Here is a 25,146-nt window from a genome sequence, read left to right as displayed (position 1 = left end):
GCTTCGAGCACTGACCGTCGGTCAGTGCTCACCGATGGCTGCCCCGTCGCGGTCCGCATCCAACGGATCCACGATCTCGCCCTGCGCGGTCAGCGTGCCCTGTGCCAGCCGGATCACCCTCGGGGCGACCGGCGGCTCCAGGGCGGCCACCACGCGGAGGCCGGAAAGGACGTCATCGGGCCGTACGGACGGGGTGACCTGCCGCACGACCAGTTCGAGTATCGCACACGGTACGGCCGGTGCCCCGGAAGGCGTCTCGGACTCGGGAACGACATCGATGCCGATGACCGCCGCCCGCGCGTCGAAGATCCGCCGGCCCTGCTTGGTCATCCGCTCGACCTGGATCTCCTCGGCGGCGGTGAAGGCCGCCGCCGCCTGCCGCGCCAGGGCCGGGTCGACCTCGGGCAGCTCGATCCGCCAGCGCGACGCCTCGATCCGGTCGGCGAGGCTGCCACCCCCGGCCACGACCGCGTCGAGCACGTCGAGCCCCGGCGAGAGCGCGGCGTCCAACGCGGCCCGCAGCTGGGCCGGGTCGACCGGCTCGCGGAGGCCGATCTCCAGGTACTCGGCCTCGCTGGCCACCCCGGTGGGCGCGGCGCTGGCGTACGAGATCTTCGGGTGCGGGGTGAAGCCCTGGGAGAAGGCGATCGGTACGCCGGCCCGGCGCAGCGCGCGCTCGAAGGCCCGGGCGAAGTCCCGGTGCGAGGTGAACCGCAGCGGTCCGCGCTTGGCGTACCGGATCCGGACGCGCTGGACGACGGGCGCCTGCCCGCCCTCCGGCTGTGGTTTCTTGCTGATCGTCGTGCTCCTCGAGGTCAGGAACGGTTGATCATGAAGTTGTTGCCGGCGACACGCCGTGCCGGTGACAACAACTTAATGATCAACGGTGGCGGCGGGCGGTCGGATCGCCGACCGCCGCGGTCACTGCGGGAAAGCGGTCAGTGCGGGACAGCGGTCAGTGCTGGGCGCCGGTGGGGACCTTCAGGCCAGATCCGCCGATCGGGGTCAACGGCAGGAGCTTCTTCCCGGTCGGGCCGATCTGGATCTCGGTGTCCATGGACGGGCAGACGCCGCAGTCGAAGCACGGGGTCCACCGGCAGTCGTCCTGCTCGTACTCCGACAGCGAGTCCTGCCAGTCCTGCCAGAGCCAGTCCTTGTCGAGACCCGAGTCGAGGTGGTCCCAGGGCAGAACCTCCAGCTCGTCGCGCTCCCGGGTGGTGTACCAGTCGAGGTCCACGCCGAAGGTCGGCAGCACCTCGGCGGCGGCGTCCACCCAGCGCTGGTACGAGAAGTGCTCGCTCCAGCCGTCGAACCGGCCGCCGTTCTCCCAGACCTTGCGGATCACCGCGCCGACCCGGCGGTCACCGCGGCTGAGCAGGCCCTCGATCAGCGACGGCTCGCCGTCGTGGTAGCGGAAACCGATCGCCCGGCCGAGCGAGCGGTCCGAGTTGATCTCCTGCTTGAGCATCTTGAGCCGGCTGTCGATGACCTCCGGCCGCGCCATCGCCGCCCACTGGAACGGGGTGTGCGGCTTCGGCACGAACCCGCCGATGGAGACCGTGCAGCGGATGTCCTTCGAACCGGTGGCGGCCCGGCCGGCCTTGATGACCTCGTGGGCCATCCGGGCGATCTGCAGCACGTCCTCGTCGGTCTCGGTGGGCAGGCCGCACATGAAGTAGAGCTTCACCTGCCGCCAGCCGTTGGTGTACGCGGTGACCACGGTGCGGATGAGGTCCTCCTCGGACACCATCTTGTTGATCACCTTGCGGATCCGCTCCGACCCGCCCTCGGGGGCGAAGGTCAGGCCGGTCCGCCGGCCGTTGCGGGACAGTTCCTGGGCCAGGTCGATGTTGAACGCGTCCACCCGGGTCGACGGCAGCGAGAGCGAGACGTTCGTGCCCTCGTACTGCTGGGCGAGGCCGGAGCACATGTCGCCGATCTCGGAGTGGTCGGCCGACGACAGCGACAGCAGGCCCACCTCGTGGAAGCCGGAGAACTCCAGGCCGTCGCGGACCATCTGGCCGACGGTGGTGATCGACCGCTCCCGCACCGGGCGGGTGATCATGCCCGCCTGGCAGAACCGGCAACCCCGGGTGCAGCCCCGGAAGATCTCCACCGCGTACCGCTCGTGGACCGTCTCGGCGAGCGGCACGAGGGGCTTCTTCGGGTACGGCCAGGCGTCCAGGTCCATGGTGGTGCGCTTGTGCACGCGGAACGGCACGTCCGCCCGGTTCGGCACGACCCGCTGGATCCGGCCGTCCGGCAGGTAGTCGACGTCGTAGAAGCGCGGCACGTAGACGCTCTCGGTGCGGGCCAGCCGCAGCAGCAGCTCGTCCCGGCCACCCGGGGAACCCTCGGCCTTCCACTCCCGGACGATCGTGGTGATCTCCAGGACCGCCTCCTCGCCGTCGCCGAGCACGGCGGCGTCGATGAAGTCGGCGATCGGCTCCGGGTTGAACGCGGCGTGCCCGCCGGCCACGATCACCGGGTCGGCGTCGGTGCGGTCGGCGGCCAGCATCGGGATGCCGGCCAGGTCGATCGCGGTGAGCAGGTTGGTGTAGCCCAGCTCGGTGGAGAACGAGACGCCGAACACGTCGAAGTCGTGTACCGAGCGGTGCGCGTCGACGGTGAACTGCGGCACGCCGTGGGCGCGCATCAGGTTCTCCAGGTCCGGCCAGACCGCGTACGTCCGCTCGGCGAGCACGTCGGGCAGCTCGTTGAGCACCTCGTAGAGGATCTGCACGCCCTGGTTGGGCAGGCCCACCTCGTACGCGTCGGGATACATCAGCGCCCAGCGGACGGTCGCCGCGTCCCAGTCCTTGACCACCGCACCCAGCTCGCCACCGACGTACTGGATGGGCTTGGTCACCTGGGGCAGCAGCGGCTCAAGCTGGGGCCAGACGGAGTTCGCCGCGGCGGGGCGCGGCGTCGTGGACGGGGCACTCATGATGCCCAAGGGTACGCGCCCGTCGGCCGGGCACCGCGCCGCACCGCCCGCCGGCCCGGCCGCCCATGCCGGGAGGAACCGGACCACCAGCGGTCAGTGGCGCTCCGCGCGGCGGTGCGGCCGCCCCCCGGCGTACGCCCTCGCTGGTCAGCGCGTGATAGACGATCATGACCACGATGCCGATCACCCCGAGCACCGGACTGACGAACCAGCCCAGCACGCCGCTGAACAGGTAGAGCACCATGCCGGTGACCGGGCGGCCCGCTGGGCGGCGGGCGGGGTGGGCGACGGTGGCACGCCGGTACTAACCTCGCAACCGGCGCGAGAGGAGATTGCCGCGATGCCGGAGCCGCAGCCGGGAGCAGACCGGCCGGCCGACGGGGGCAACCCGGTCACGGGCCGGGACCGGGATCCGGCGGTCATCGACGAGCCCGTACCGCCGTCTGCCGCGCCCACGGGCCCGGACGGCCCCTCCATGCCGCCCACCGACTCCCCGGCCGCGACCGACGACGGCGAACCGCCCGTGGCCGGCGACCGGTCCGGGACGGACGACGCCGCCGCCCCGGGCGGCCGGCCCGACCCGACGCGGGTGGAGACCCGGCCGGAGCCGGCGGCCCCGCGGTGGAGCGGCTCGGCGGCCGTCCCGCCACCGCCGCCCCGCAAGCGCGGCTGGGGCGAGTCGGCCGAGCCCACCCCGGTCCCACCTCACGCGCCGGAGCACCAGGTCCCGGTCGACCCATGGGCGGGTGCCGACACGAGCGGCTGGGAGCTGCACTCCGCCGACTTCCCGGCCCTGCCGCCGACGCTCCCCTACCCGGCGCCGCCGCACACGCTGCCCTACCCGGCGCCGCCGGTCGCCCCACCGCCCGGCCCGCCGGGCACGCCCACGCCGGTCGCCGCCCGTCCGGTGTCGCCACCGCCGGTGCCGGTGTCCCCGCAGCCGCCCGCCCCGACCCGGCCGCCGAAGCAGCGCCGCCGGGCGACCCCGCCGCCGGTCGCCCCGCCGCCGGACTGGCGGGCGCCGAAGGGGTACGTCCCGGTCCCGGTCCGCCGCCGGCGACGCTGGCCGTGGCTGCTGCTGCTCAGCCTCGTCTGCTGCTGCGGCGTTCCGCTCTGGTGGGCCCAGCCGCTCTCCACCCAGTACCCGGCCAGCGCGGCGCTGCCCGACCAGGTCGCCGGCCTGCGGCTGCGGGAGGACGAGCGCAGCCAGGCCACCGCCGAGCGGTTGAAGACCGAGGTACGCCAGGCCCACCTGCTCGCCGAGGACACCTTCGCGGGCGTCTACGCCACGGACGACGGCAAGCGGGTGACGATCTTCGGCGGCACGGGCTTCCGGCTCAGCCCGGAGTCCGACGCGAAGGCGGAGATCGCCCGTCTCCAGGAGCAGTACGCGCTCGATCCCGCGGTGCCGGTGGAGACCGGCGTCCGGGGCCGGTACGAGCGCTGCGCGGTGGGCCGCGTTGACGGCGACGCGGTGGTGGTCTGCACCTCGGTCGACCACGGCAGCCTCACCACCGGCGTCTTCACCCGGCTGTCGGTGGACGACAGCGGTAACCTCCTGGACAAGCTGCGGCGGCAGATCGTCATCCCGGACCAGCCCTGATCGTCACGCTCCGCGTTGTTGCAAATACATAAAGTCCACGATTCCCGTGGTTGCATAACCGGCGGAGAGTCCACAATCGGGACATGTCGCGGCGTTGGCTCTTCGCCGATCAGCTGGGGCCGCACTTCCTCGACGACCGGCGGCAGCCGGTCCTGCTGATCGAGTCGAAGGCGGTCTTCCGGCGTCGCGTCCACCACCGGCAGAAGGCCCACCTGATCCTCTCCGCGCTGCGGCACCGCGCCGCCGAGCTCGGCGACCAGGCCGTCTTCCTGCGCGCCGAGACGTACGGGCAGGCGTTGAAGAAGGTCCGCGAGCCGCTGGAGGTCTGCCACCCCACCTCGCGACGGGCCCTGGACTTCGTCCGCGGCCTGGACCGGGTCACCGTGCTGCCGGAGCGGGGCTACGTGACCAGCCTGGCGGACTTCGCCGAGTGGGCGGACCAGCGCCGGGGCGCGCTGCGGATGGAGGCGTTCTACCGGTTCGCCCGGGAGCACCACGGGGTGCTGCTGGACAGCGGCGACCCGGCCGGTGGCCGGTGGAGCCTGGACGCCGAGAACCGCGAGCCGCCGCCCAAGGACGGAAAGCTCGACGTGCCGGCGCCGCCGATGCCGAAGGAGGACGACATCGACGCCGAGGTCCGGGCCGACCTGGACCGCTGGGAGCGGGACGGGATCCGGTTCGTCGGCCGGGACGGGCCGCGCCGGTTTCCCGCCACCGCGAAGGAGGCCAAGGCCCGGCTGCGGCACTTCCTCCGGCACCGGCTCGCCGCGTTCGGCCCGTACGAGGACGCGATGCTGTCGACCGATCCGTGGCTGGCGCACAGCGTGCTGTCGTCGTCGTTCAACCTGGGCCTGCTCGACCCGATGGAGGCGGTCCGAGGCGCGGAGCGGGCGTACCGCAGGGAGGGCGCGCCGCTGCCGAGCGTGGAGGGCTTCGTCCGGCAGATCCTCGGCTGGCGGGACTACATCTGGCACACCTACTGGTACTTCGAGGCCGGCTGGCGCAACAGCAACGAGCTGGGCGCGCGGCGGTCGTTGCCGGGCTGGTGGAACGACCTGGACGCCGACGCGGTCGACGCGCGCTGCCTCTCCGACGTGCTCGCCGGGGTCCGCGACCGGGCCTGGGTGCACCACATTCCCCGGCTGATGGTGCTGGGCAACTACGCACTGCAGCGCGGCTGGCGCCCCGCCGAGCTGGTCGAGTGGTTCCACACCCGTTTCGTGGACGGCTACGAGTGGGTGATGACCGGCAACGTGGTCGGCATGAGCCAGTACGCCGACCTGGGCCGGATGACCACCAAGCCGTACGTCGGCGGCGGCGCGTACATCAACCGGATGAGCGACTACTGCGGCGGCTGCCGGTACGACCCGCGCAAGCGGCTCGGCGAGGACGCCTGCCCGTTCACCGCCGGTTACTGGGCGTTCCTGTCCCGCAACCGGGACCGCATCCCGGGCAACGCCCGGATGGCCCGCACCATGAAGCAGATGGAACGCCTCGCCGACCTCGACGCGGTGGTGGCCCAGGAGAAGCGCCGCGGCAACGACCCGCCGTGACGGCGCGGGAGGCAGCGCGGCGCGCCGCCCCGGCTCAGGACGCGGTCGGCGGCTCGCCGCTGACCGGCGGGTGGGCGCGCGGCGGGGCGTAGCGCGGCACGTACTCCTGGCCGGTCAGCTTCTGGATCTCGGCCATCAGCTCGTCGGTCATCGCCCGCAGCGACGTCCGGTCGTCCGAGCGGCCGGTGAAGTCCAGCGGCTTGCCGAACCGGATGCTGATCTCGGCCCGGCCAGGCCGGGGCACCCGGGCCCCGATGGGCTGCGCCTTGTCGGTGCCGGTCACGCCGACCGGGATGATCGGCACGCCGGCCGCCACGGCCAGCCGGGCCGCGCCGGTCCGCCCCCGGTAGAGCCGGCCGTCGGGCGAACGGGTCCCCTCCGGGTAGACGGCGACGAGGTCACCGGCCTTGAGCACCGGGATGGCGGCGTCGAACGCCGACAGCGCCGCCCGGCCGCCGGCCCGCTCGACCGGGATGGCGCCCAGCCCGGTGAGCACGAACTTGGAGAAGGCGCCCTTCACGCCGGTGCCCGTGAAGTACTCCGACTTGGCCCAGAAGGCCAGGTGCCGAGGGACGACGGTGCCGAGCAGCAGCTCGTCGGCGACGGAGAGGTGGTTGCCCGCGAAGATCGCACCACCGGTCGCCGGGATGTGCTCCAACCCCTCCACGTGCGGACGGAAGGCCAACCGGAGCGCGGGCGCCACGGTGAGCTTGCCGATGGTGTAGAGCAGGGGCACTGGTCCTCCGGCGGTCGTACCTGAACGGGCGGTGTCACGGTAGCGGACGGTCCCACGCCGACCCGATCGGGTGGCCGGCCGCCCGGGTGGTGGCCCGGCGGCGCGCACGCCGCCGGACCACGCGTCACCACCTCATACCCGCCGGACGACCACCGTCACCCGCTCGCCCTCGCCGGCCTCACCGGCGAAGCCGTCGGCGCCGTCGATCCCGTCGGCGAAGTCGATGGTGTCGGCCAGCACCTCCCGGGCCACGAAATCGGCGTACGCGGACACCGCCGCCCGGACCTCCTCGGAGGCCGACAGCGACACCACGATCCGGTCGGAGACGTCCAGGTCGGCGTCCCGGCGGGCCTGCTGCACCACCCGGACCACGTCCCGGGCCAACCCCTCGGCGGCCAGCTCCGGGGTGACCTCGGTGTCCAGCACGACCACGCCCTCACCGCCGGGCAGCGGCGCGGAGTGCTCCGCGTCGGCGGCGACCAGGCGCAGCTCGTACTCGCCCTCGGCGAGGGTGACCCCGGCGGCGACCGGGGCGCCGTCGGCCAGCTCCCATTCCCCTGCCTTGACCGCCTTGATCACCTGCTGGACCGCCTTGCCGACCCGGGGGCCGAGCGCCCGGGGCACCACGGTCAGCACCTGCTGGCAGTACGCGGACACCTCGTCGGTGAACTCCACCGCCTTCACGTTGACCTCGTCGGCGACCAGCTCGGCGAAGGGGCGCAGCTGGTCCGCCACCGGCGAGGCAACGGTCAGCTTCGGCAGCGGCAGCCGGACCCGCAGGCCCTTGGCCTTGCGCAGCGAGAGCGCCGCCGAGGCGACCGCGCGGACGGCGTCCATCGCGGCGACGAGATCGTGGTCGGCCGGGAACTCCTCGGCCGACGGCCAGTCGGTCAGGTGCACCGACCGTTCGCCGGTGAGGCCGCGCCAGATCTCCTCCGCGGTCAGCGGCGCCAGCGGCGCCACCACCCGGCAGAGCGTCTCCAGCACCGTCCACAGGGTGTCGAACGCCTCGGCATCACCCGACCAGAACCGGTCCCGGGAGCGCCGCACGTACCAGTTGGTCAGCGCGTCGAGGAAGGAGCGGACGGTGGCGCAGGCGCCGGAGATGTCGTACGCCTCCATCTGCCCCTGGACCGTCGACACCAGCTCGTTCGTCTTCGCCAGCACGTACCGGTCGAGCAGGTGCGTGCTGTCCACCCGACGGCTCGCCTGGTACCCGTCGGCGTTGGCGTAGAGCGAGAAGAAGTACCAGACGTTCCACAGCGGCAGCAGCACCTGCCGGACGGCGTCCCGGATGCCCGCCTCGGTGACCGCCATGTCCCCGCCGCGCAGCACCGGCGAGGACATCAGCATCCAGCGCATCGCGTCGGAGCCGTACGCGTCGAAGACGTGGTACACGTCCGGGTAGTTGCGCAGGCTCTTGGACATCTTGCGCCCGTCGGAGCCGAGCAGGATGCCGTGGCTGAGGCAGTTGCGGAACGCCGGCCGGTCGAACAGCGCGGTGGCCAGCACGTGCATGGTGTAGAACCAGCCGCGGGTCTGTCCGATGTACTCGACGATGAAGTCGCCCGGGTAGTGGTGCTCGAACCAGTCGCGGTTCTCGAACGGGTAGTGCACCTGGGCGAACGGCATCGAGCCGGACTCGAACCAGCAGTCCAGCACCTCCGGCACCCGGCGCATCATCGACTTCCCGGTCGGGTCGTCCGGGTTGGGGCGGACCAGGTCGTCCACCGCCGGCCGGTGCAGGTCGGTCAGGCGTACGCCGAAGTCCCGCTCGATGTCGGCCAGCGAGCCGTACACGTCGAGGCGCGGGTAGTTCGGGTCGTCGGACTTCCACGCCGGGATCGGCGAGCCCCAGAACCGGTTCCGGCTGATCGACCAGTCGCGGGCGTTGGCCAGCCACTTGCCGAACGAGCCGTCCTTGATGTGTCCCGGTGTCCAGTTGATCTGCTGGTTGAGCTCGACCATCCGGTCCTTGAACTGCGTCACCGCGACGAACCACGACGAGACCGCCTTGTAGACCAGCGGGGTGTCGCAGCGCCAGCAGTGCGGGTACGAGTGGGTGTAGGTGTCCTGCCTGAGCACCACCCCCCGCTCCTTGAGCTCCCGGATCACCGGCTTGTTGACGTCGAAGACCTGCTCGCCCTGGTACGGCGGGACCAGCGCGGTGAACCGGGTGTGGTCGTCCACGGTGACGATGGTGGGGATGCCGGCGGCGTTGCAGACGTTCTGGTCGTCCTCGCCGAAGGCCGGGGCCAGGTGGACGATCCCGGTGCCGTCCTCGGTGGTGACGAAGTCCGCGCCGAGCACCTGGTACGCGTTCTCCCCGGCCTGCTCGACGAGAAAGTCGTAGAGCGGCGTGTAGCGGCGCCCGACCAGGTCCGCACCGCGCACGGTGCCGACCTGCTCGTACCCCTCCAGCTCCTTGGCGTACGCGCCGAGCCGCGCCGCGCCGACCACGTAGCGCTCCCCGTCGCGCTCCAGCACCGCGTACTCGATGTCCGGGCCGACGGCGAGCGCCAGGTTCGACGGCAGGGTCCACGGCGTGGTGGTCCAGACGCCCAGCTTGACCGGCCCGCGCACCAGCTCCGGCGCGTTGTCGTCCCGGGTCAACCCGAACCACACCGACAGCGTCGGGTCGTGCCGGTCCTTGTAGACGTCGTCCATCCGGGTCTCGGTGTTCGACAGCGGCGTCTCGCACCGCCAGCAGTACGCCAGCACCCGGAAGCCCTCGTAGACCAGACCCTTGTCGTGCAGGGTCTTGAAGGCCCACATCACGCTTTCCATGTAGTCCAGGTCGAGGGTCTTGTAGTCGTTGGCGAAGTCGACCCAGCGGGCCTGCCGGGTGACGTACCGCTCCCAGTCCTGGGTGAACTCCAGCACCGAGGTGCGGCAGGCCTCGTTGAACCGGGCCACGCCCAGGTCGAGGATCTCCGCCTTGCTGGTGATGCCGAGCTGCTTCTCGGCGACCACCTCGGCGGGCAGGCCGTGGCAGTCCCAGCCGAACCGCCGCTCGACGTGCCGGCCGCGCATGGTCTGGTAGCGCGGCACCACGTCCTTGACGTACCCGGTGAAGAGGTGGCCGTAGTGCGGCAGGCCGTTGGCGAACGGCGGGCCGTCGTAGAAGACGTACTCGTTCTTGCCGTCGTCGCCGGCCGGCCGGGCTTCGACCGAAGCCTCGAAGGTCTTGTCGGCCGTCCAGTGCTCCAGGACCCGGCGCTCGACCGCGGGCAGGTCCGGGCTCGCCGGGACGCCGGCGGCGGTCGGGTCGTGCAACGGATAGGCCATCGGGGGTCGCTCTCCTCGCGCAGCTCACTGTCGTGTGGTCTGCGAGGACGAGCTTCCCGGGTACGCCTCGACGGCGTGCCCGAGCGGCCCGCGGTACCACCCCGCTTGGCGGTCAAGGTGCGACCGCCCGCTCGTTGGCCGGCTGTGACGGGCCGTCCCGTCCGGTTCTACTGGGCCGGTCACCCGGCTGTTCTTCCGGAGGCTCGCCGGTGATGGCCGGGTCGTCGCCTGTGTGCGACAAGCGTACTCGATCGGGAACGGAGATCGCTCGCGAGTAATCTCGGCGGGTGATCCGAATCGAGTTGGACGAGCCGACGCTGGCCCGTACCCGGATCGCGACCAGCCCGCTCTGGGAGGCCAAGTGCAGCCTCTACCTGCTCGACCGGTACCCGGACGAGGCGCCCTGGCCGTACACCGGCTGGGCCCGGCACGCCCACAGGGTGCTCGCCGAGCTGCCCGCGGCGGCCCCGGCGAGGCTCTACGCGCAGACCGGCCCCTGGTACCCGGACTTCCTCGGCCCGGTGCCGCCCACCGCCAGCCCCACGATCGAGGAGGAGTTGGCGGCGCTGCGCGCCACGCCGGCCGAGGTGATCGCCGAGCAGATCCCGCGCTACCACCGCGCCGACGACCTGCCCGGCTGGCTGCGCCCGTTCGTCACCGACCGGCAGGCGGCCCTGGACCGGCTCGCCGACGGCCTCCAGGCGTACTGGGACGCGGCGATCGCGCCCTGGTGGCCGGCGATGCGCGCCGCCCTGGACGAGGAGGTGCTGCACCGGGCCCGGGCGCTCGCCGCCGACGGCCCCGACGCGCTCCTGGCCGACCTGCACGAGCGGGTGCGCTGGGACAAGCCGGTGCTGACCCTGGTCAAGCCGAGCGAATGGCGCTTCGCCGCGGTCGACCAGCGGCTGCTGCTGATCCCGCTGATCTTCTCCCGGGGCGCGCTGACCCACTCCACCGACCATCCCGAGGTCATCGCGGTCTCGTACCAGGCCCGGGGGGCGGTCCTGCTCGCCGACCGGCCGGCGCCCGGCACCCCGCCCGCGACAACCGACCGGTTGGCCGTCCTGGTGGGGCGCGGCCGGGCCCAGGTGCTGCGCGCGCTCAGCCGCCCGGCCACCACCGCCGGGCTCGCCGCCACCCTGGGGCTCGCCCCGAGCACCGTCTCCGAGCACCTCGCCGCGCTGCTCACCGCCGGGGTGGTGCACCGCCGCCGGGTCGGCCGGCGGGTGCTGTACGGCCTGGAACCGGCCGGCGTGGCCCTGGTCAGCCTGATCGGCGCGGACCCGGCGACCGCCTCGGCCTGAGGATTCGGCCAGCGCCGAATTCGTTTCCCCGTCCCGGCCCGACTCTCTACATTCCCCGGCATGAGCGAGTACGCGATCGAGGCGGCCGGGCTGCGCCGCACCTACCGCAGCCGAACGGGATGGATACGACCGCAGCGTCGGGAGGTGGAGGCGGTCCGCGGCGTCGACCTGACGGTCGGCAACGGGGAGCTGTTCGGGCTGCTCGGACCGAACGGCGCGGGCAAGACGACCACCATCAAGCTGCTGAACACGCTGCTCATCCCGACCGCCGGCACGGCCCGGATCTGCGGCCACGACGTGGTGGCCGAGACCCGGGAGGTACGCCGCCGGATCGGGTACGTCTTCGGCGGCGACCGGGGCCTCTACGACCGGCTCTCCGCCCGGGACAACCTGCGCTACTTCGCCGAGCTGTACGGCGTGCCGGGACGGGAGCAGCAGCGGCGGATCGTCGAGCTGCTGGAGCTGGTCCGGCTCGCCGGCCGGGAGGACGAGCGGGTGGAGGGCTACTCCCGGGGCATGCGGCAGCGGCTGCACATCGCCCGCGGCCTGCTGCACCGCCCGCAGGTGCTCTTCCTCGACGAGCCGTCGATCGGGGTGGACCCGGTGGCCGCCCGGGAGCTGCGGCAGACCGTCGCCGACCTGGCCGCCACCGGCACCACCGTGCTGCTGACCACGCACTACATGGCCGAGGCGGACGAGCTCTGCGGCCGGATCGCGGTGATCGCGAACGGCGCCATCCAGGCGCTGGGCACCCCGGCGGAGCTGCGGCACCACGCCGACGGCCGGCAGGTGCTGGAGGTCGAGGCGTACGGGGTGACCGACGCCCAGCTCGCCACGATCCACGCCCTGCCCGGGGTCCGCGAGGCGAGCGTGACCGTCACCGGCGCGGCGCAGACGCTGACCGTGCAGTCCGACGCGGGGGTGGACGTGCAGGCCGACGTGCTGCGCGAGCTGGACGGCGTCCGGCTGGGCCGGGTCACCGCCCGCCAGCCCACCCTGGAGGACGCGTACGTGGCGATCGTGAACCGGGTCGCCGCGCAGGCCCGCCCGGTCGAGGCGGTGGCCGCGTGAGGACGCTGCGGATGATCGCGGTGGGCGCGCTGCTGCACGCCAAGCAGCTCAGCCGCTCCCCGTTCGAGATCGCCACCGCGCTGATCGTGCCGGTGGTGCAGGCGACGCTGGCGGTCTACCTGTTCCGGGCCGGCGGCGAGCCGGGCCGGCTGCTGGAGGCCGCCGTCGGGGCGGGACTGATGGGGGTCTGGTCGTCGGTGCTCTTCGGCTCCGGCGGTGCGATCCAGGGGCAGCGCTGGCAGGGCACCCTGGAGATGATCATGCTGGCGCCCCGCCCGCCGGCACTGGTGATCCTGCCGATCACCCTGGCCACCGCGCTCACCGGCACGTACGCGATGCTCGCCACCCTGCTCTGGGGCCGGGTGCTCTACGGCATCCCGCTGGACTTCGCGCACCCCCTGCTCTTCCTGGTCGCGGTGCCCGGCTGCGTGCTCGGCCTGGGCATGTTCGGCCTGCTGCTGGCCTCCACGTTCGTGCTGATGCGCAACGCCAACGCGCTGACCAACACGCTGGAGTACCCGATCTGGCTGGTCTCCGGGATGCTGGTGCCGCTCACCGTGCTGCCCGGCTGGACCGGACCGATCGCCGCCGCGCTGCCCACCACCTGGGGCGCCCGGGCGGTCCGCGAGGCGGCCACCGGCGGGCCGGTCTGGCCCTCGCTCGGCATCTGCCTGGCGATCAGCCTCGGCTGCCTGGCCGCGGGCGCGCTGATGATGACCCACGTCGAGCGACGGGCCCGCGCCGCGGCGACCCTCGCGCTGGCCTGAGGAGACGACGATGACGGCACTCTTCCGGCTGATCGGCGTGGGCGGCGTGATCGCCTACCGGGCCCTGTTCAACTGGACCACCCCGGCGATGTTCATCGGCTCGCTGCTGGTCGGCCCGATCTTCCAACTGCTCTTCTTCGCCTACCTGGGCCGCCAACTGGGCGTCGCCGACGACCGGTTCTACATCGTCGGCAACGCGGTGCTCGCCGCCTCGCTCTCCTGCGTCTTCGGCGGGACGATGGCGGTGGCCAACGAGCGGCGCTTCGGCACCCTCGGCCATGTGCTGCTGTCGCCGCGCAGCCGCACCGCCGTGTTCCTCGGCCGGGCCCTGCCGTACGCCGGCAACGGCCTGCTGATCGCGGTGAGCACGCTCACCGTCGGCTCGCTCCTGCTCGGCCTGCGGATGCCCGTCGACGCCCTGCCCGGCCTGCTGCTGACCCTGGCCACGGGCTCGCTGGCCTGCGGCTTCTTCGGCCTCACCCTGGGCGCGGTCGGGCTGCGGTTCCGGGACGTCTGGGTGGTCTCCAACGTCTCGGTGGCGCTGCTGCTCCTGCTCACCGGGGTGAACGTCCCGGCCGCCGGGCTGCCGGCGTGGATGCGCGCGGTCGGCGAGGTGCTGCCCATCACCCACGCGGCCCGGGCGGCCCGCCGCCTCGTCGCCGGCGAGGGCTTCGCGGCGGCCGCCCCGGCGCTCGCCGCCGAACTCGCCGTAGGTCTCGGGTACGCCCTGCTGGCCGCCGTGCTCCTCAAGGTCTTCGAGGCCGAAAGCCGCCGCCGCGCCTCCCTCGACACCCTCTGACCCAACCCCCACCCCACCCCACCGGCCCGGCCCGGCCCGGCCCCGGCCCCGGCCCCGGCCGTCACCAGTGGTCTACCGGGCAGAGATGAGGTGTTCCGGCGGTGCGGGTAGCCGGCGGGGGAACCCCGGCTGACCACTGGTGGACCGCCGGGGCATGACCACCGTCACAGCCGTCCGCTGTCACGTCGGCGGCGCGGTCTCCCGTCGTACGCGTGTAGCCGTTATCGAGGGAGGCCGGAAATGAGTCGGATCAACATGGCCGCCGTGGTGCCGCAGGCGTACCAGGCGGTGCTCGGGCTGGAGAAGTACATCCAGACCAACGTCGACCACACGGTGCTGGAGCTGGTGAAGCTGCGGGCGTCGATGCTCAACGGCTGTGCGTTCTGCGTGGACATGCACAGCCGGGACGCGCTCGCCGCGGGCGAGTCCAGCCGGCGGCTGTTCGCGGTCGCGGCCTGGCGGGAGGCGCCCTTCTTCGACGAGCGGGAGCGGACCGCGCTGGCGCTGACCGACGCGGTCACCCGGCTCGGCGAGCACGGCGTGCCGGACGAGGTCTGGGACGCCGCCGCCAAGGTGTGGTCGGAGAAGGAGCTGGCGGATCTGGTCGTCGCGATCGCCACAATCAACGTGTGGAACCGGATCGCGGTGACCAGCCAGGCGCAGCCGCCGACCGAGGGGTGACCGGCACCCCGGCGGCGCAGGCGGCCGGTGCGCTCACCGCGCACCGGCCGATGCTGCTCGGGCTGGCGTACCGGCTGCTGGGCAGCCTGCACGACGCGGAGGACGTGCTCCAGGAGGCGTACCTGCGCTGGCTCGACGTCGACCGGGAGTCGGTCGCCGAGCCGCGCCGGTACCTGTCCCGGGTGGTGACCCGGCTGGCGGTCGACCGGCTGCGCGCCCGGCAGGCCGCCCGGGAGACGTACGTCGGGCCGTGGCTGCCCGAACCGGTGCCGACCGGCGCGGCGGAGCCGTTCGGGCCGCTGGACAGCGCCGAGCTGCGGGACTCCGTGTCGGTCGCGCTGCTGCACCTGCTGGAACGGCTCACCCCGCCGGAGCGCGCGGTCTACGTGCTGCACACCGCGTTCGCCCTGCCGTACGCGGAGATCGGCGAGATCCTGGACCGCTCGGCGGCCGACTGCCGGCAGCTGTACCACCGGGCGGTGGCCCGGATCGCCGACGGCCGGCCACGCTTCACCGCCGGCCCGGCCGAGCAGCGGCGGCTGCTGGACGCCTTCCTGGCCGCCGCCCGCGACGGCGACCTGGCCCGGCTGACCGAGCTGGTGGCGTCCGACGCGGTCTCCTGGAACGACGGGGGCGGCGCCGTCCGTGCGGCGCGCAACCCGGTGCGCGGCGCGGACCGGATCGCTCGCTTCTTCGCCGGCGTCTACGGCCGGCCCCGCAGTATCGAGGCGGCGCCCACCGAGCTGAACGGCGGGCCGGCGCTGGTGCTCCGCTGGCCCGACGGGACCCGCTACACGCTGGCCATCGCGGCCGCGGACGGCCGGATCACCGACCTCTACCTGGTCGGCAACCCGGCGAAGCTGTCCCGGCTGCCCGGCTGAGCACACGGAACGGCCCCAACCCCGGTCCGGGGTCGGGGCCGTCGGCGGCTCAGCCCAGCTCGGGGAACCAGAGGGCGAGCTCGCGCTTCGCGCTGTCGGTGGAGTCGGAGGCGTGCACCAGGTTCTCCCGGTTGGACAGGGAGAGGTCGCCCCGGATGGTGCCGGCGGCGGCCTTGCGGCCGTCGGTGCTGCCGAGCATGCTGCGCACGACCTCGATCACCTGATCGCCGGAGAGCACCAGGGCGACCAGCGGACCGCTGGTCATGAAGGCCTTCAGCGGCGGGTAGAACGGCTTGTCGACGTGCTCGGCGTAGTGCTGGTCGGCGAAGTCGCCGTCCATCGTCCGCGTCACCATCGCGTCGATCCGCAGGCCCTTGCGCTCGAAGCGGGACACGATCTCGCCGACCAGACCGCGGCGGACCGCGTCGGGCTTGATCAGTACGAGCGAGCGCTCATCCGGGCTGCTGCTGGACACGCTGGGTTCCTCCTGTGCGCGGAAGCCGGTCTGGCTGGGTAGGTTCAGCCTAGCGACCCGGTCCCGGCGTCGGCGCGGCGGCCGCTCTTCCCCTCGGTCGCCGGTCCGGCCTAGCCTGGCCGTAGACCCCTGGGAGGTCCACTGTGGCGAACGGCGGGAACCGGCCCATCGCGCCGGTGCGCAAGCTGATCGGCGCGGTGCTCGGCACCGTGGCGACCTTCATCGTGCTGTTCGGGCTGGGGATGACCAGCTGGGCCATCGTGGCCCTCGGCGTCGCGCTGCTGGTGCTGGCGATCGCCCTGGCCACGGTGCGCGGGGGCGGGCGCACCTGGGTGGTCGGCGTCGGTCACGTGCACAGCGCCTCCGAGCCTCCCACGCAGTACGCCTTCGGCCGCTGCGAGCTCCAGCTGGTGATCGACGCCCCCGGGCTGCCGCCCCGGTCCAAGAAGATCATCGAGCCCCGGGTGCCGGTCGCCAAGTGGCCGTCGCTGGGTCAGCCGCTGCCCATCCGGGTCGCCCTGGACGATCAGCGGCACGTCCGCGTCCTCTGGGACGAGGTGCCCACCCATGCCGAGACGGCCGCCGCGACGGCGGACCTCCCGCCGGAGTACGCCGGCCCCGACCCGGTCGACGAGGTGCTGATCGCCCAGGAGGCGCCGCCGTGGGCCGACCGCGCCCCGGAGGACGACTTCCGCGACGACTTCCCACCCGCGCCGGACCCGCTCCTCGACGACGTCACCGTGCTGGCCGAGGAACGCGAACCGGTGGTGGTGCACCAGCGTCCGGGCGGCCCGGTGGTGCTGGAAGGCACGGTGGTCGAGCAGGCGGCCGGGCCGCTGCCCCGCCGGGCGACCCCGGCGCCGCGCCCACCCGCCGAGGAATGGTTCGACGCGACGGTGCTCGTGGACCCGATCGACGTGCCGCTGGACCCGATCGACGTGCCGCTGGACGACCCGGCGCCGGAGGCGCCGCCGACCGCGGAGGAGCTGGACGAGGCCATCTTCGGGTACGCGGGCGACGACGCCGCCGAGGTGGCCGGCCCGATCAGCGGCATCGGCATCACCCTGCTCGTGACCGACCTGACCCGGTCGCTGGAGTTCTACCGGGACCTCGGCTTCGACGAGGTGGACCGGGGCTCCGGCAACGCCGTCCTCGCTTCCGGCGCCACCCGCCTGGTGCTGCGCGAGATCACCGGAGCGGCCCCGATCAGCCGGCGGCTGGTCCACGTCAACCTCGAGGTCGACGACATCCAGTCCGCGTACGAGCGGCTGCGCGGCTCCGGGGTCCGCTTCACGTACGCCCCGCGGGTGGTCAACCGGGGCGCGAAGCTGGAGGTGTGGGCGGCGGCGTTCCGCGACCCGGACGGTCACGGCATCGCCCTCACCCAGTGGCGCACCCTCGCCGACGTCTGACGGCCGGGCCGGGCGCCGCCGGGCGCCCGGCCCGCGGCTCAGCCGAGGATGACCCGGCGGACGTGCAGGGCGTAGGCCCACACCAGGGCGAAGATGACGCCGAGCACCAGCAGCGACCAGTGCAGCAGGCCCGAGAGCATCAGCAGGCCCTGCAGCAGGCTGCCCGCGTGCCAGGCCCACGGCCGCCCCATCCGGCCGGCGAGCACGACGCAGGCCACGGCCAAGGCCACGATCGCCGCCATGGCGGCGCCGCCGAGGTCCCCGCCGACCAACCGGATCGGCTGGATGGCGAGCAGCAGCACCAGGGCCTCCAGGGCCAGCGTGCCGGCGCCGAGCCCGCGCACCGCCTTCTCCGGGTTCCGCAGCCCGGACCGCCGCTGCGCGGGCTCGGGCGCGCCCGCATCCGGCCCCTCGGCCGCCCGTTCCGCCCCGCCGGCACCGGCCGCCGGCACGGCTCCGACGTCCGGTCCGTCAGCGGGCCGGCCGGTGCCGCCCGGACCCTCCTCCACCTGGCCGGTCATCGCTTCAGCAGCCGGCGGGCGTCGGCCACGGTCACCACCGACCCGGTGATCAGCACGCCGACCCCGGACAGCTCGCCGGGCACGTCGGACTCGGCCTCGGCGATCGCCGCCTCGATGGCGTCCGGCATGTCCTCGGCGACCTCCACCCGCTCCGGTCCGAAGACCTCCCGGGCCAGCTCGGCCAGCTCGTCGACCGGCATTGCGCGGGGCGAGCTGTTGCCGGTGACCACCAGCGAGTCGAGCACCGGCTCCAGGAGCTCCAGCAGGCTGGCGGCGTCCTTGTCGCCGAGCACGGCCAGCACGCCGACCAGCTTGCTGAACGCGAACTCCTCCTGCAGCGCGGTGACCGTGGCGGCCATCCCGTGCGGGTTGTGCGCGCCGTCGAGCAAAACCGTCGGGGCGGTGCGGACCTTCTCCAGCCGGCCGGGCGAGCTGGCCGCGGCGAAGCCCTCCCGGACGGCCTCGATGTCGAGCTGCCGCCGGGCCCCGGCGCCGAGGAACGCCTCGACGGCGGCGAGCGCCAGGGCCGCGTTCTGCGCCTGGTGGGCGCCGTGCAGGGGGATGAACACTTCGTCGTACACCCCGCCGAGGCCCTGGATGCTGAGCACCTGGCCGCCGACCGCGACCGCCCGGCGGAGCACGCCGAACTCCGCGCCCTCGCGCGCGACGGTGGCGCCCACCTCGGCGCAGCGCTCCAGGATCGGCCGGGCGGCCTCCTCCTCCTGTGCGGCGCAGATGACGGTGGCGCCGGAGTGGATGATGCCGGCCTTGTGCAGCGCGATGTCCTCGATGGTGTCGCCGAGCCACTCGGTGTGGTCCAGCGCGATCGGGGTGAGCACGGCCACCCCGGCCTGGATCACGTTGGTGGCGTCCTCGGCGCCGCCGAGACCGACCTCGACCACGGCGACGTCGACCGGCGCGTCGGCGAACGTCGCGAACGCCAGCGCGGTGGTCAGGTCGAAGTAGGTCAGCGGCTCCGCGGACCGCTGGTCGACCAGCTCGGCCAGCGGCTCCACCTCCCGGTACGTGGCGACGAAGCGCTCCTCGCCGACCGGCTCGCCGTCCAGGCTGATCCGCTCCCGGACGGTTTCCAGGTGCGGGCTGGTGTAGCGCCCGGTGTGCAGCCCGAAGGCCCGCAGCAGCGAGTCGATCATCCGGGCCGTCGAGGTCTTGCCGTTGGTCCCGGTGAGGTGAATCGACGGGTACGCCCGCTGCGGGCTGCCGAGCAGGTCGAGCAGCATCTCGATCCGGTCCAGCTCGAAGTGCATGCGAGTGAAGCCGCGCGCGGCCAGGGCGGCGTCGACGGCGGCGAATTCGGTGCGGTCGGTCACGAGGGCAGCGCCTCCAGGGCAGCGTCGATCCGGATCAGGTCGGCCTCGGCCACGGCGAGCCGTTCGCGGATCTTCGCCACCACCGGCTCCGGGGCCTTCCCGACGAAGGCCGGGTTGTCCAGCTTCGCCCGCGCCTGCGCGGCCTCCTTCTCGGCGGCCGACCGGTCCTTGGTGAGCCGGGCCCGCTCGGCGGCCACGTCGATCGAGCCACGGGTGTCCAGCGCGACGCTGACCTCCCCCGGCATGGCGAGCGTGGCGCTGGCCTGGAAGTCCCCGGTGGGCGCGTCCAGCCGGACCAGCGACCGGATCAGCGGCTCGTGCGCGGCGATGCCCGCCGGCGCGAGGCCGTCCAGCCGGGCCGCGACCCGCTGCGTCGGCCGCAGCCCCTGGTCCGACCGGAACCGGCGGATCTCGGTCACCACCCGCTGGAGGGTGCCGACCTCGCCTTCCGCGGCGTCGTCGACCAGCGTACGGTCGGCCACCGGCCAGGCGGCGGTCAGCACCGTCTCGGCGCCGGTCAGGGCGCTCCACAGCTCATCGGTGACGAACGGGATCACCGGGTGCAGCAGCCGCAGCAGCTGGTCCAGCACGTGCCCGAGCACCCGGCGGGTGGCGTCGGCGGCCGGGCCGCCCTCGGCGAGCACCGGCTTGCTCAGCTCCACGTACCAGTCGCAGACGTCGTCCCAGGCGAAGTGGTACAGCAGGTCGCAGACCTTCGCGAACTCGTACGCCTCGAACTGCTCGTCCACCTCGGCGGTGACGTGCGCCAGCCGGGACAGGATCCACCGGTCGACGGTCGACAGCGTCCCGGCCTCCGGCAGCGGGCCGTCGGTGTGCGCGCCGTTCAGCAGCGCGAACCGGGTGGCGTTCCAGAGCTTGTTGCAGAAGTTGCGGGAGCCCTGGCACCACTCCTCGCTGACCGGCACGTCCTGCCCGGGGTTGGCGCCCCGGGCGAGGGTGAACCGGGTGGCGTCGGCGCCGAACCGGTCGATCCAGTCCAGCGGGTCGACCACGTTGCCGAACGACTTCGACATCTTCTTGCCGTGCTCGTCGCGGACCATGCCGTGCAGGGCGACCACGTCGAACGGCTGGACGCCGTCCATCGCGTACAGGCCGAACATCATCATCCGGGCGACCCAGAAGAAGAGGATGTCGTACCCGGTGACCAGCACGCTAGTCGGGTAGAACTTCGCCAGGTCCGGGGTCCGCTCGGGCCAGCCGAGGGTGGAGAACGGCCACAGTCCGCTGGAGAACCAGGTGTCGAGGACGTCCTCGTCCTGGCGCCAGCCCTCGCCGGTGGGCGGCGCCTCATCGGGGCCGACGCAGACGATCTCGCCGTCCGGGCCGTACCAGACCGGGATGCGGTGGCCCCACCAGAGCTGCCGGGAGATGCACCAGTCGTGCATGTTGTCGACCCAGGCGAAGTACCGCTTGGCCAGCTCTGCCGGCTCGATCTTCACCCGGCCGTCGCGGACCGCGTCACCGGCCGCCTTGGCCAGCGGGGCGGTGTTGACGAACCACTGCAGCGACAGCCGCGGTTCGACGGTCGTACGGCAGCGGGAGCAGTGCCCCACCGCGTGCACGTACGGCCGCTTCTCGGCCACGATCCGGCCCTGCTCGCGCAGCGCGGCGACGATCGCCGGGCGGGCCTCGTACCGGTCCAGGCCCTGGAACGGGCCGTGCGCGGTGATGACGCCCCGCTCGTCCATGATCGTCAGTGCGGGCAGGTCGTGCCGCTGGCCGATCTCGAAGTCGTTCGGGTCGTGCGCCGGGGTCACCTTCACCATGCCGGTGCCGAAGGCCGGGTCGACGTGCTCGTCGGCGACGATCGGGATCCGCCGGTCGGTGAGGGGGACCGCCACCTCGGTGCCGATCAGGTGCTGGTACCGCGGGTCGTCGGGGTGGACGGCCACCGCGGTGTCGCCGAGCATCGTCTCCGCCCGGGTGGTGGCCACCACCACGTCGTCGCTGTAGCGGATGGAGATGAGCTCACCCTCGTCGTCGGTGTGCTCCACCTCGATGTCGGACAGGGCGGTCAGGCAGCGCGGGCACCAGTTGATGATCCGGTTGGCCCGGTAGATGAGCCCGTCCTCGAAGAGCTTCTTGAACATGGTCTGGACGGCCCGGGTCAGGCCCTCGTCCATGGTGAAGCGCTCACGGTCCCAGTCCACGGCGTCGCCGAGCCGGCGCATCTGGCCGAGGATGGCGCCACCGGACTCGGCCTTCCACTGCCAGACCCGCTCGACGAACTTCTCCCGGCCCAGGTCGTGCCGGGACAGGCCCTCGCCGGCCAGCTGCCGTTCGACCAGGTTCTGGGTGGCGATGCCGGCGTGGTCCATGCCGGGCAGCCAGAGCGCCTCGAAGCCCTGCATCTTCTTCCGCCGGGTGAGGGCGTCCATCAGCGTGTGCTCGAACGCGTGGCCCATGTGCAGCGAGCCGGTGACGTTCGGCGGCGGGATGACGATGGTGAAGGGGGGCTTGTCGCTCTCCGCCGACGCCCGGAAGTGGCCGGCGGCTACCCACTGCTCGTACCGTCGCTGCTCCACCTCGCCGGGCTGGTACTGGCCGGCAAGGGTCGGGGCGTCGGGGCGTCGGGCATCCAGTCTCTCGGTCACCCTGAAAGTCTACGGAGCGCTTCGGCGGACCCGACGTGCGCCACCTGTTGTTCGCGTACGGTGGCGGACATGTCCGACGCACATCTCACCGAGCGTCCGCTCGGCGACGGGCCCGAGCCGGTCGACCTGACCCACGAGCCGATCCAGCTGAGCCGCCGCGACCCGGAAAGCGACCCGGAGCGGGGCGCCGCGCCCTCCCGCCGCCGGCGAGTGGTGCTCGCGGGCGCGCTGGTCGTCGGCCTGGCGGGGCTCGGGGCGCTCGGCGCCGGCGGCTGGCGGGTGCTGGAGCAGAAGGACACCGACCTGGCCACCCCCGCGAAGGTGGCCGGACTCACCCGGGACGACAGCGATCGGGCGCGCAGCACGGCCGACTACCTGCGGGACGGCTTCGCCGCCGACATCGACCTGGACAAGAGCTTCGGCACGGTCTACAAGGACCCGGCAGACGCGAAGCGCGCGGTGCTCGTCTTCGGCGGTACCACCCTGCTCTGGCAGCCGGAGCGCGATCTGGACAGCCTCTTCGGCCTGATGACGGACGCGACCGGCAAGGTCACCGGGCTGCGCGAGGTCGACGCCGGCCGGTTGGGCGGCGTCATGAAGTGCGGTACGACCAGCGGCGACGGCGGCGACTTCGCCGTGTGTGGCTGGGCCGACCACGGCAGCGTGGTGATGGCGATGTTCCCGGGGCGTCCCGTCGACCAGGCCGCCGGCCTGTTCCGCCAGCTCCGCGAGGGCATCCAGACCCGCTGACCAGTTTTCGGGGCACGTCGCCGGCTCGCCCGCGGCGTGCCCTCGGTCCTCCGCACGGTCGAATTCCGGGGCCGGAAACGCAGATGAGGCCACCCCGAAGGGTGACCTCATCTGGAAAGATTGTCCGGCGGTGTCCTACTCTCCCACACCCTCCCGAGTGCAGTACCATCGGCGCTGGAGGGCTTAGCTTCCGGGTTCGGAATGTTACCGGGCGTTTCCCCTCCGCCATGACCGCCGTAACTCTATCGACATGTCAAACAACCAACCAACCAGCGATGCTGGGGTGTTGTTCGTTTGTCGGGAGTTGCACAGTGGACGCGTAGCAGCTTGGTAGTCAAGTCCTCGGCCTATTAGTACCGGTCAACTGAACCCGTTACCGGGCTTACATTTCCGGCCTATCAACCCAGTCGTCTAGCTGGGGGCCTTACCCCACAAAGTGGGTGGGATACCTCATCTTGAAGCGAGCTTCCCGCTTAGATGCTTTCAGCGGTTATCCCTTCCGAACGTAGCTAACCAGCCGTGCCCCTGGCGGGACAACTGGCACACCAGAGGTTCGTCCGTCCCGGTCCTCTCGTACTAGGGACAGCCCTTCTCAAGTATCCTACGCGCACGGCGGATAGGGACCGAACTGTCTCACGACGTTCTAAACCCAGCTCGCGTACCGCTTTAATGGGCGAACAGCCCAACCCTTGGGACCTGCTACAGCCCCAGGATGCGACGAGCCGACATCGAGGTGCCAAACCATCCCGTCGATATGGACTCTTGGGGAAGATCAGCCTGTTATCCCCGGGGTACCTTTTATCCGTTGAGCGACACCGCTTCCACATGCCAGTGCCGGATCACTAGTCCCGACTTTCGTCCCTGCTCGACCTGTCAGTCTCACAGTCAAGCTCCCTTGTGCACTTGCACTCAACACCTGATTGCCAACCAGGCTGAGGGAACCTTTGGGCGCCTCCGTTACCCTTTAGGAGGCAACCGCCCCAGTTAAACTACCCACCAGACACTGTCCCTGAACCGGATAACGGTCCGAAGTTAGATACCCAAATCAACCAGAGTGGTATTTCAAGATTGCCTCCACCCATACTGGCGTATGAGCTTCACCGGCTCCCACCTATCCTACACAAGCTAATTCAGATACCAATGTCAAGCTATAGTAAAGGTCCCGGGGTCTTTCCGTCCTGCCGCGCGTAACGAGCATCTTTACTCGTAATGCAATTTCGCCGGGCCTGTGGTTGAGACAGTGGGGAAGTCGTTACGCCATTCGTGCAGGTCGGAACTTACCCGACAAGGAATTTCGCTACCTTAGGATGGTTATAGTTACCACCGCCGTTTACTGGCGCTTAAGTTCTCCGCTTCGCCCCGAAGAGCTAACAGGTCCCCTTAACGTTCCAGCACCGGGCAGGCGTCAGTCCATATACATCGAATTACTTCTTCGCATGGACCTGTGTTTTTAGTAAACAGTCGCTTCCCCCTGCTCTCTGCGGCCATACCACGCTCCAGGAGCAAGTCCCTTCACGCGTCCGGCCCCCCTTCTCCCTAAGTTACGGGGGCAATTTGCCGAGTTCCTTAACCACAGTTCGCCCGATCGCCTCGGTATTCTCTACCTGACCACCTGTGTCGGTTTGGGGTACGGGCCGCTAAGAACTCGCTAGAGGCTTTTCTCGGCAGCATAGGATCACTGACTTCACCTGAATCGGCTCGGCATCACGTCTCAGCCTATGTGCACCACGGATTTGCCTATGGTGCGGCCTACACGCTTACCCCGGCACAACCACCGGCCGGGCTCAGCTACCTTCCTGCGTCACCCCATCGCTTGACTACTACCCGTCAGGTTCCCACGCTCACCGCGTTTGGTCCGAAGACCGCCCACAGCTCGGGTGGTTAGCACAACGAGGTTCGTCAGGGTCGCTCTTTCGCGGGTACGGGAATATCAACCCGTTGTCCATCGACTACGCCTCTCGGCCTCGCCTTAGGTCCCGACTCACCCAGGGCGGATTAGCCTGGCCCTGGAACCCTTGGTCATCCGGCGGAAGGGTTTCTCACCCTTCTTTCGCTACTCATGCCTGCATTCTCACTCGTGCCGCGTCCACAACTGGGTCACCCCGTTGCTTCACCCCCGGCACGACGCTCCCCTACCCATCCACACACCTGCACAAGGAATCAAGTCCAAGCGAGGTTGAAATGTGAATGCCACAGCTTCGGCGGTGTGCTTGAGCCCCGCTACATTGTCGGCGCGGAACCACTTGACCAGTGAGCTATTACGCACTCTTTAAAGGGTGGCTGCTTCTAAGCCAACCTCCTGGTTGTCTATGCGACTCCACATCCTTTTCCACTTAGCACACGCTTAGGGGCCTTAGCTGGTGATCTGGGCTGTTTCCCTCTCGACTACGAAGCTTATCCCCCGCAGTCTCA

General features: G+C 71.6%; 19 protein-coding genes and 2 rRNA genes (1 of these 21 running past the window's edge). 10 read left to right on the top strand and 11 right to left on the bottom strand.

Annotation, left to right across the window (positions count from 1 at the left end):
- Nucleotides 1–21 precede the first annotated feature (21 nt).
- The 3 genes from GA0070613_RS15690 to GA0070613_RS15680 all read right to left on the bottom strand — a co-directional run bounded on the left by GA0070613_RS15690 (nt 22) and on the right by GA0070613_RS15680 (nt 3,191).
- Nucleotides 22–717 (bottom strand): TIGR03936 family radical SAM-associated protein, encoded by a 696-nt coding sequence (locus tag GA0070613_RS15690; RefSeq protein WP_231929832.1) that lies wholly within the window; start codon nt 715–717, stop codon nt 22–24.
- Between the two features lie 238 nt (nt 718–955).
- Nucleotides 956–2,947: a TIGR03960 family B12-binding radical SAM protein gene (locus tag GA0070613_RS15685; protein WP_089012984.1), complete on the bottom strand. Its 1,992-nt coding sequence runs from the start codon at nt 2,945–2,947 to the stop codon at nt 956–958.
- A complete protein-coding gene (locus tag GA0070613_RS15680) occupies nt 2,886–3,191 on the bottom strand; it encodes a hypothetical protein (RefSeq protein ID WP_089012983.1) in 306 nt (101 codons plus the stop codon). The genes GA0070613_RS15685 and GA0070613_RS15680 overlap by 62 nt, the downstream gene beginning before the upstream one ends.
- A 231-nt stretch (nt 3,192–3,422) precedes the next feature.
- On the opposite strand from GA0070613_RS15680, the gene GA0070613_RS33425 reads away from it, so the two are divergent.
- Both GA0070613_RS33425 and GA0070613_RS15670 read left to right on the top strand, forming a co-directional pair.
- Nucleotides 3,423–4,550 (top strand): hypothetical protein, encoded by a 1,128-nt coding sequence (locus GA0070613_RS33425; RefSeq protein ID WP_408631003.1) that lies wholly within the window; start codon nt 3,423–3,425, stop codon nt 4,548–4,550.
- 83 nt (nt 4,551–4,633) lie between these two features.
- On the top strand, nt 4,634–6,103 hold the full coding sequence (locus tag GA0070613_RS15670) for a cryptochrome/photolyase family protein (protein ID WP_089012982.1): 1,470 nt from the start codon (nt 4,634–4,636) through the stop codon (nt 6,101–6,103).
- 34 nt (nt 6,104–6,137) lie between these two features.
- Here the strand turns inward: GA0070613_RS15670 and GA0070613_RS15665 are convergent, their stop codons facing one another.
- Nucleotides 6,138–6,839, bottom strand: a complete 702-nt coding sequence (locus tag GA0070613_RS15665) for a lysophospholipid acyltransferase family protein (protein WP_089012981.1) — start codon at nt 6,837–6,839, stop codon at nt 6,138–6,140.
- 132 nt (nt 6,840–6,971) lie between these two features.
- Nucleotides 6,972–10,127 (bottom strand): isoleucine--tRNA ligase, encoded by a 3,156-nt coding sequence (gene ileS / locus GA0070613_RS15660; protein ID WP_089012980.1) that lies wholly within the window; start codon nt 10,125–10,127, stop codon nt 6,972–6,974.
- A 287-nt stretch (nt 10,128–10,414) separates the two neighbouring features.
- On the opposite strand from ileS, the gene GA0070613_RS15655 reads away from it, so the two are divergent.
- From GA0070613_RS15655 to sigJ, 6 genes are all read left to right on the top strand, one after another.
- Nucleotides 10,415–11,431 carry an ArsR family transcriptional regulator gene (locus GA0070613_RS15655; RefSeq protein WP_089012979.1) on the top strand — a complete coding sequence of 339 codons (1,017 nt, stop codon included), beginning with the start codon at nt 10,415–10,417 and terminating at the stop codon, nt 11,429–11,431.
- Nucleotides 11,432–11,491: 60 nt separating this feature from the next.
- Nucleotides 11,492–12,502, top strand: coding sequence for an ABC transporter ATP-binding protein (locus tag GA0070613_RS15650; protein ID WP_089012978.1), 1,011 nt, complete (start codon nt 11,492–11,494; stop codon nt 12,500–12,502).
- Nucleotides 12,499–13,269 carry an ABC transporter permease gene (locus tag GA0070613_RS15645; RefSeq protein WP_231929784.1) on the top strand — a complete coding sequence of 257 codons (771 nt, stop codon included), beginning with the start codon at nt 12,499–12,501 and terminating at the stop codon, nt 13,267–13,269. Before GA0070613_RS15650 ends, GA0070613_RS15645 begins: the two co-directional genes overlap by 4 nt.
- A 10-nt stretch (nt 13,270–13,279) precedes the next feature.
- Nucleotides 13,280–14,068, top strand: a complete 789-nt coding sequence (locus GA0070613_RS15640; protein ID WP_089012976.1) for an ABC transporter permease — start codon at nt 13,280–13,282, stop codon at nt 14,066–14,068.
- 240 nt (nt 14,069–14,308) lie between these two features.
- Nucleotides 14,309–14,749 carry a carboxymuconolactone decarboxylase family protein gene (locus GA0070613_RS15635; protein WP_089012975.1) on the top strand — a complete coding sequence of 147 codons (441 nt, stop codon included), beginning with the start codon at nt 14,309–14,311 and terminating at the stop codon, nt 14,747–14,749.
- Nucleotides 14,698–15,630: an RNA polymerase sigma factor SigJ gene (gene sigJ / locus GA0070613_RS15630; protein WP_231929783.1), complete on the top strand. Its 933-nt coding sequence runs from the start codon at nt 14,698–14,700 to the stop codon at nt 15,628–15,630. The genes GA0070613_RS15635 and sigJ overlap by 52 nt, the downstream gene beginning before the upstream one ends.
- A 49-nt stretch (nt 15,631–15,679) precedes the next feature.
- Here sigJ and ndk read toward each other — a convergent pair whose 3' ends face one another.
- Nucleotides 15,680–16,105: a nucleoside-diphosphate kinase gene (ndk, locus tag GA0070613_RS15625; RefSeq protein ID WP_089012974.1), complete on the bottom strand. Its 426-nt coding sequence runs from the start codon at nt 16,103–16,105 to the stop codon at nt 15,680–15,682.
- 143 nt (nt 16,106–16,248) lie between these two features.
- Here ndk and GA0070613_RS15620 point away from each other — a divergent pair, with 143 nt between their 5' ends.
- Entirely contained in the window at nt 16,249–17,517 is a 1,269-nt protein-coding gene (locus tag GA0070613_RS15620; RefSeq protein ID WP_089012973.1) for a VOC family protein, read from the top strand.
- A 38-nt stretch (nt 17,518–17,555) separates the two neighbouring features.
- On the opposite strand, the gene GA0070613_RS15615 is transcribed toward GA0070613_RS15620, so the two are convergent.
- From GA0070613_RS15615 to GA0070613_RS15605, 3 genes are read right to left on the bottom strand one after another with little or no spacing between them, the layout of a single operon-like run.
- Complete coding sequence (locus GA0070613_RS15615) at nt 17,556–18,038, bottom strand: DUF4233 domain-containing protein (protein WP_089012972.1); 483 nt, start codon at nt 18,036–18,038, stop codon at nt 17,556–17,558.
- On the bottom strand, nt 18,035–19,369 hold the full coding sequence (locus tag GA0070613_RS15610; protein WP_089012971.1) for a bifunctional folylpolyglutamate synthase/dihydrofolate synthase: 1,335 nt from the start codon (nt 19,367–19,369) through the stop codon (nt 18,035–18,037). The genes GA0070613_RS15615 and GA0070613_RS15610 overlap by 4 nt, the downstream gene beginning before the upstream one ends.
- Complete coding sequence (locus GA0070613_RS15605) at nt 19,366–21,984, bottom strand: valine--tRNA ligase (protein ID WP_089012970.1); 2,619 nt, start codon at nt 21,982–21,984, stop codon at nt 19,366–19,368. The genes GA0070613_RS15610 and GA0070613_RS15605 overlap by 4 nt, the downstream gene beginning before the upstream one ends.
- A gap of 69 nt (nt 21,985–22,053) precedes the next feature.
- Here GA0070613_RS15605 and GA0070613_RS15600 point away from each other — a divergent pair, with 69 nt between their 5' ends.
- Nucleotides 22,054–22,734: a hypothetical protein gene (locus GA0070613_RS15600; protein ID WP_089015969.1), complete on the top strand. Its 681-nt coding sequence runs from the start codon at nt 22,054–22,056 to the stop codon at nt 22,732–22,734.
- 122 nt (nt 22,735–22,856) lie between these two features.
- Here GA0070613_RS15600 and rrf read toward each other — a convergent pair.
- Both rrf and GA0070613_RS15590 read right to left on the bottom strand, forming a co-directional pair.
- Nucleotides 22,857–22,973, bottom strand: a 5S ribosomal RNA gene (gene rrf, locus GA0070613_RS15595).
- 91 nt (nt 22,974–23,064) lie between these two features.
- Nucleotides 23,065–25,146: ribosomal RNA gene (locus GA0070613_RS15590) — 23S ribosomal RNA — on the bottom strand; it runs 1,026 nt beyond the window's last position.

The sequence above is a fragment of the Micromonospora inositola genome (assembly GCF_900090285.1).
Classification (GTDB): Bacteria; Actinomycetota; Actinomycetes; order Mycobacteriales; family Micromonosporaceae; genus Micromonospora; species Micromonospora inositola.
Note: the sequence above shows the minus strand (reverse complement) of the source record. Positions and strands in the feature narration are given on the sequence as shown.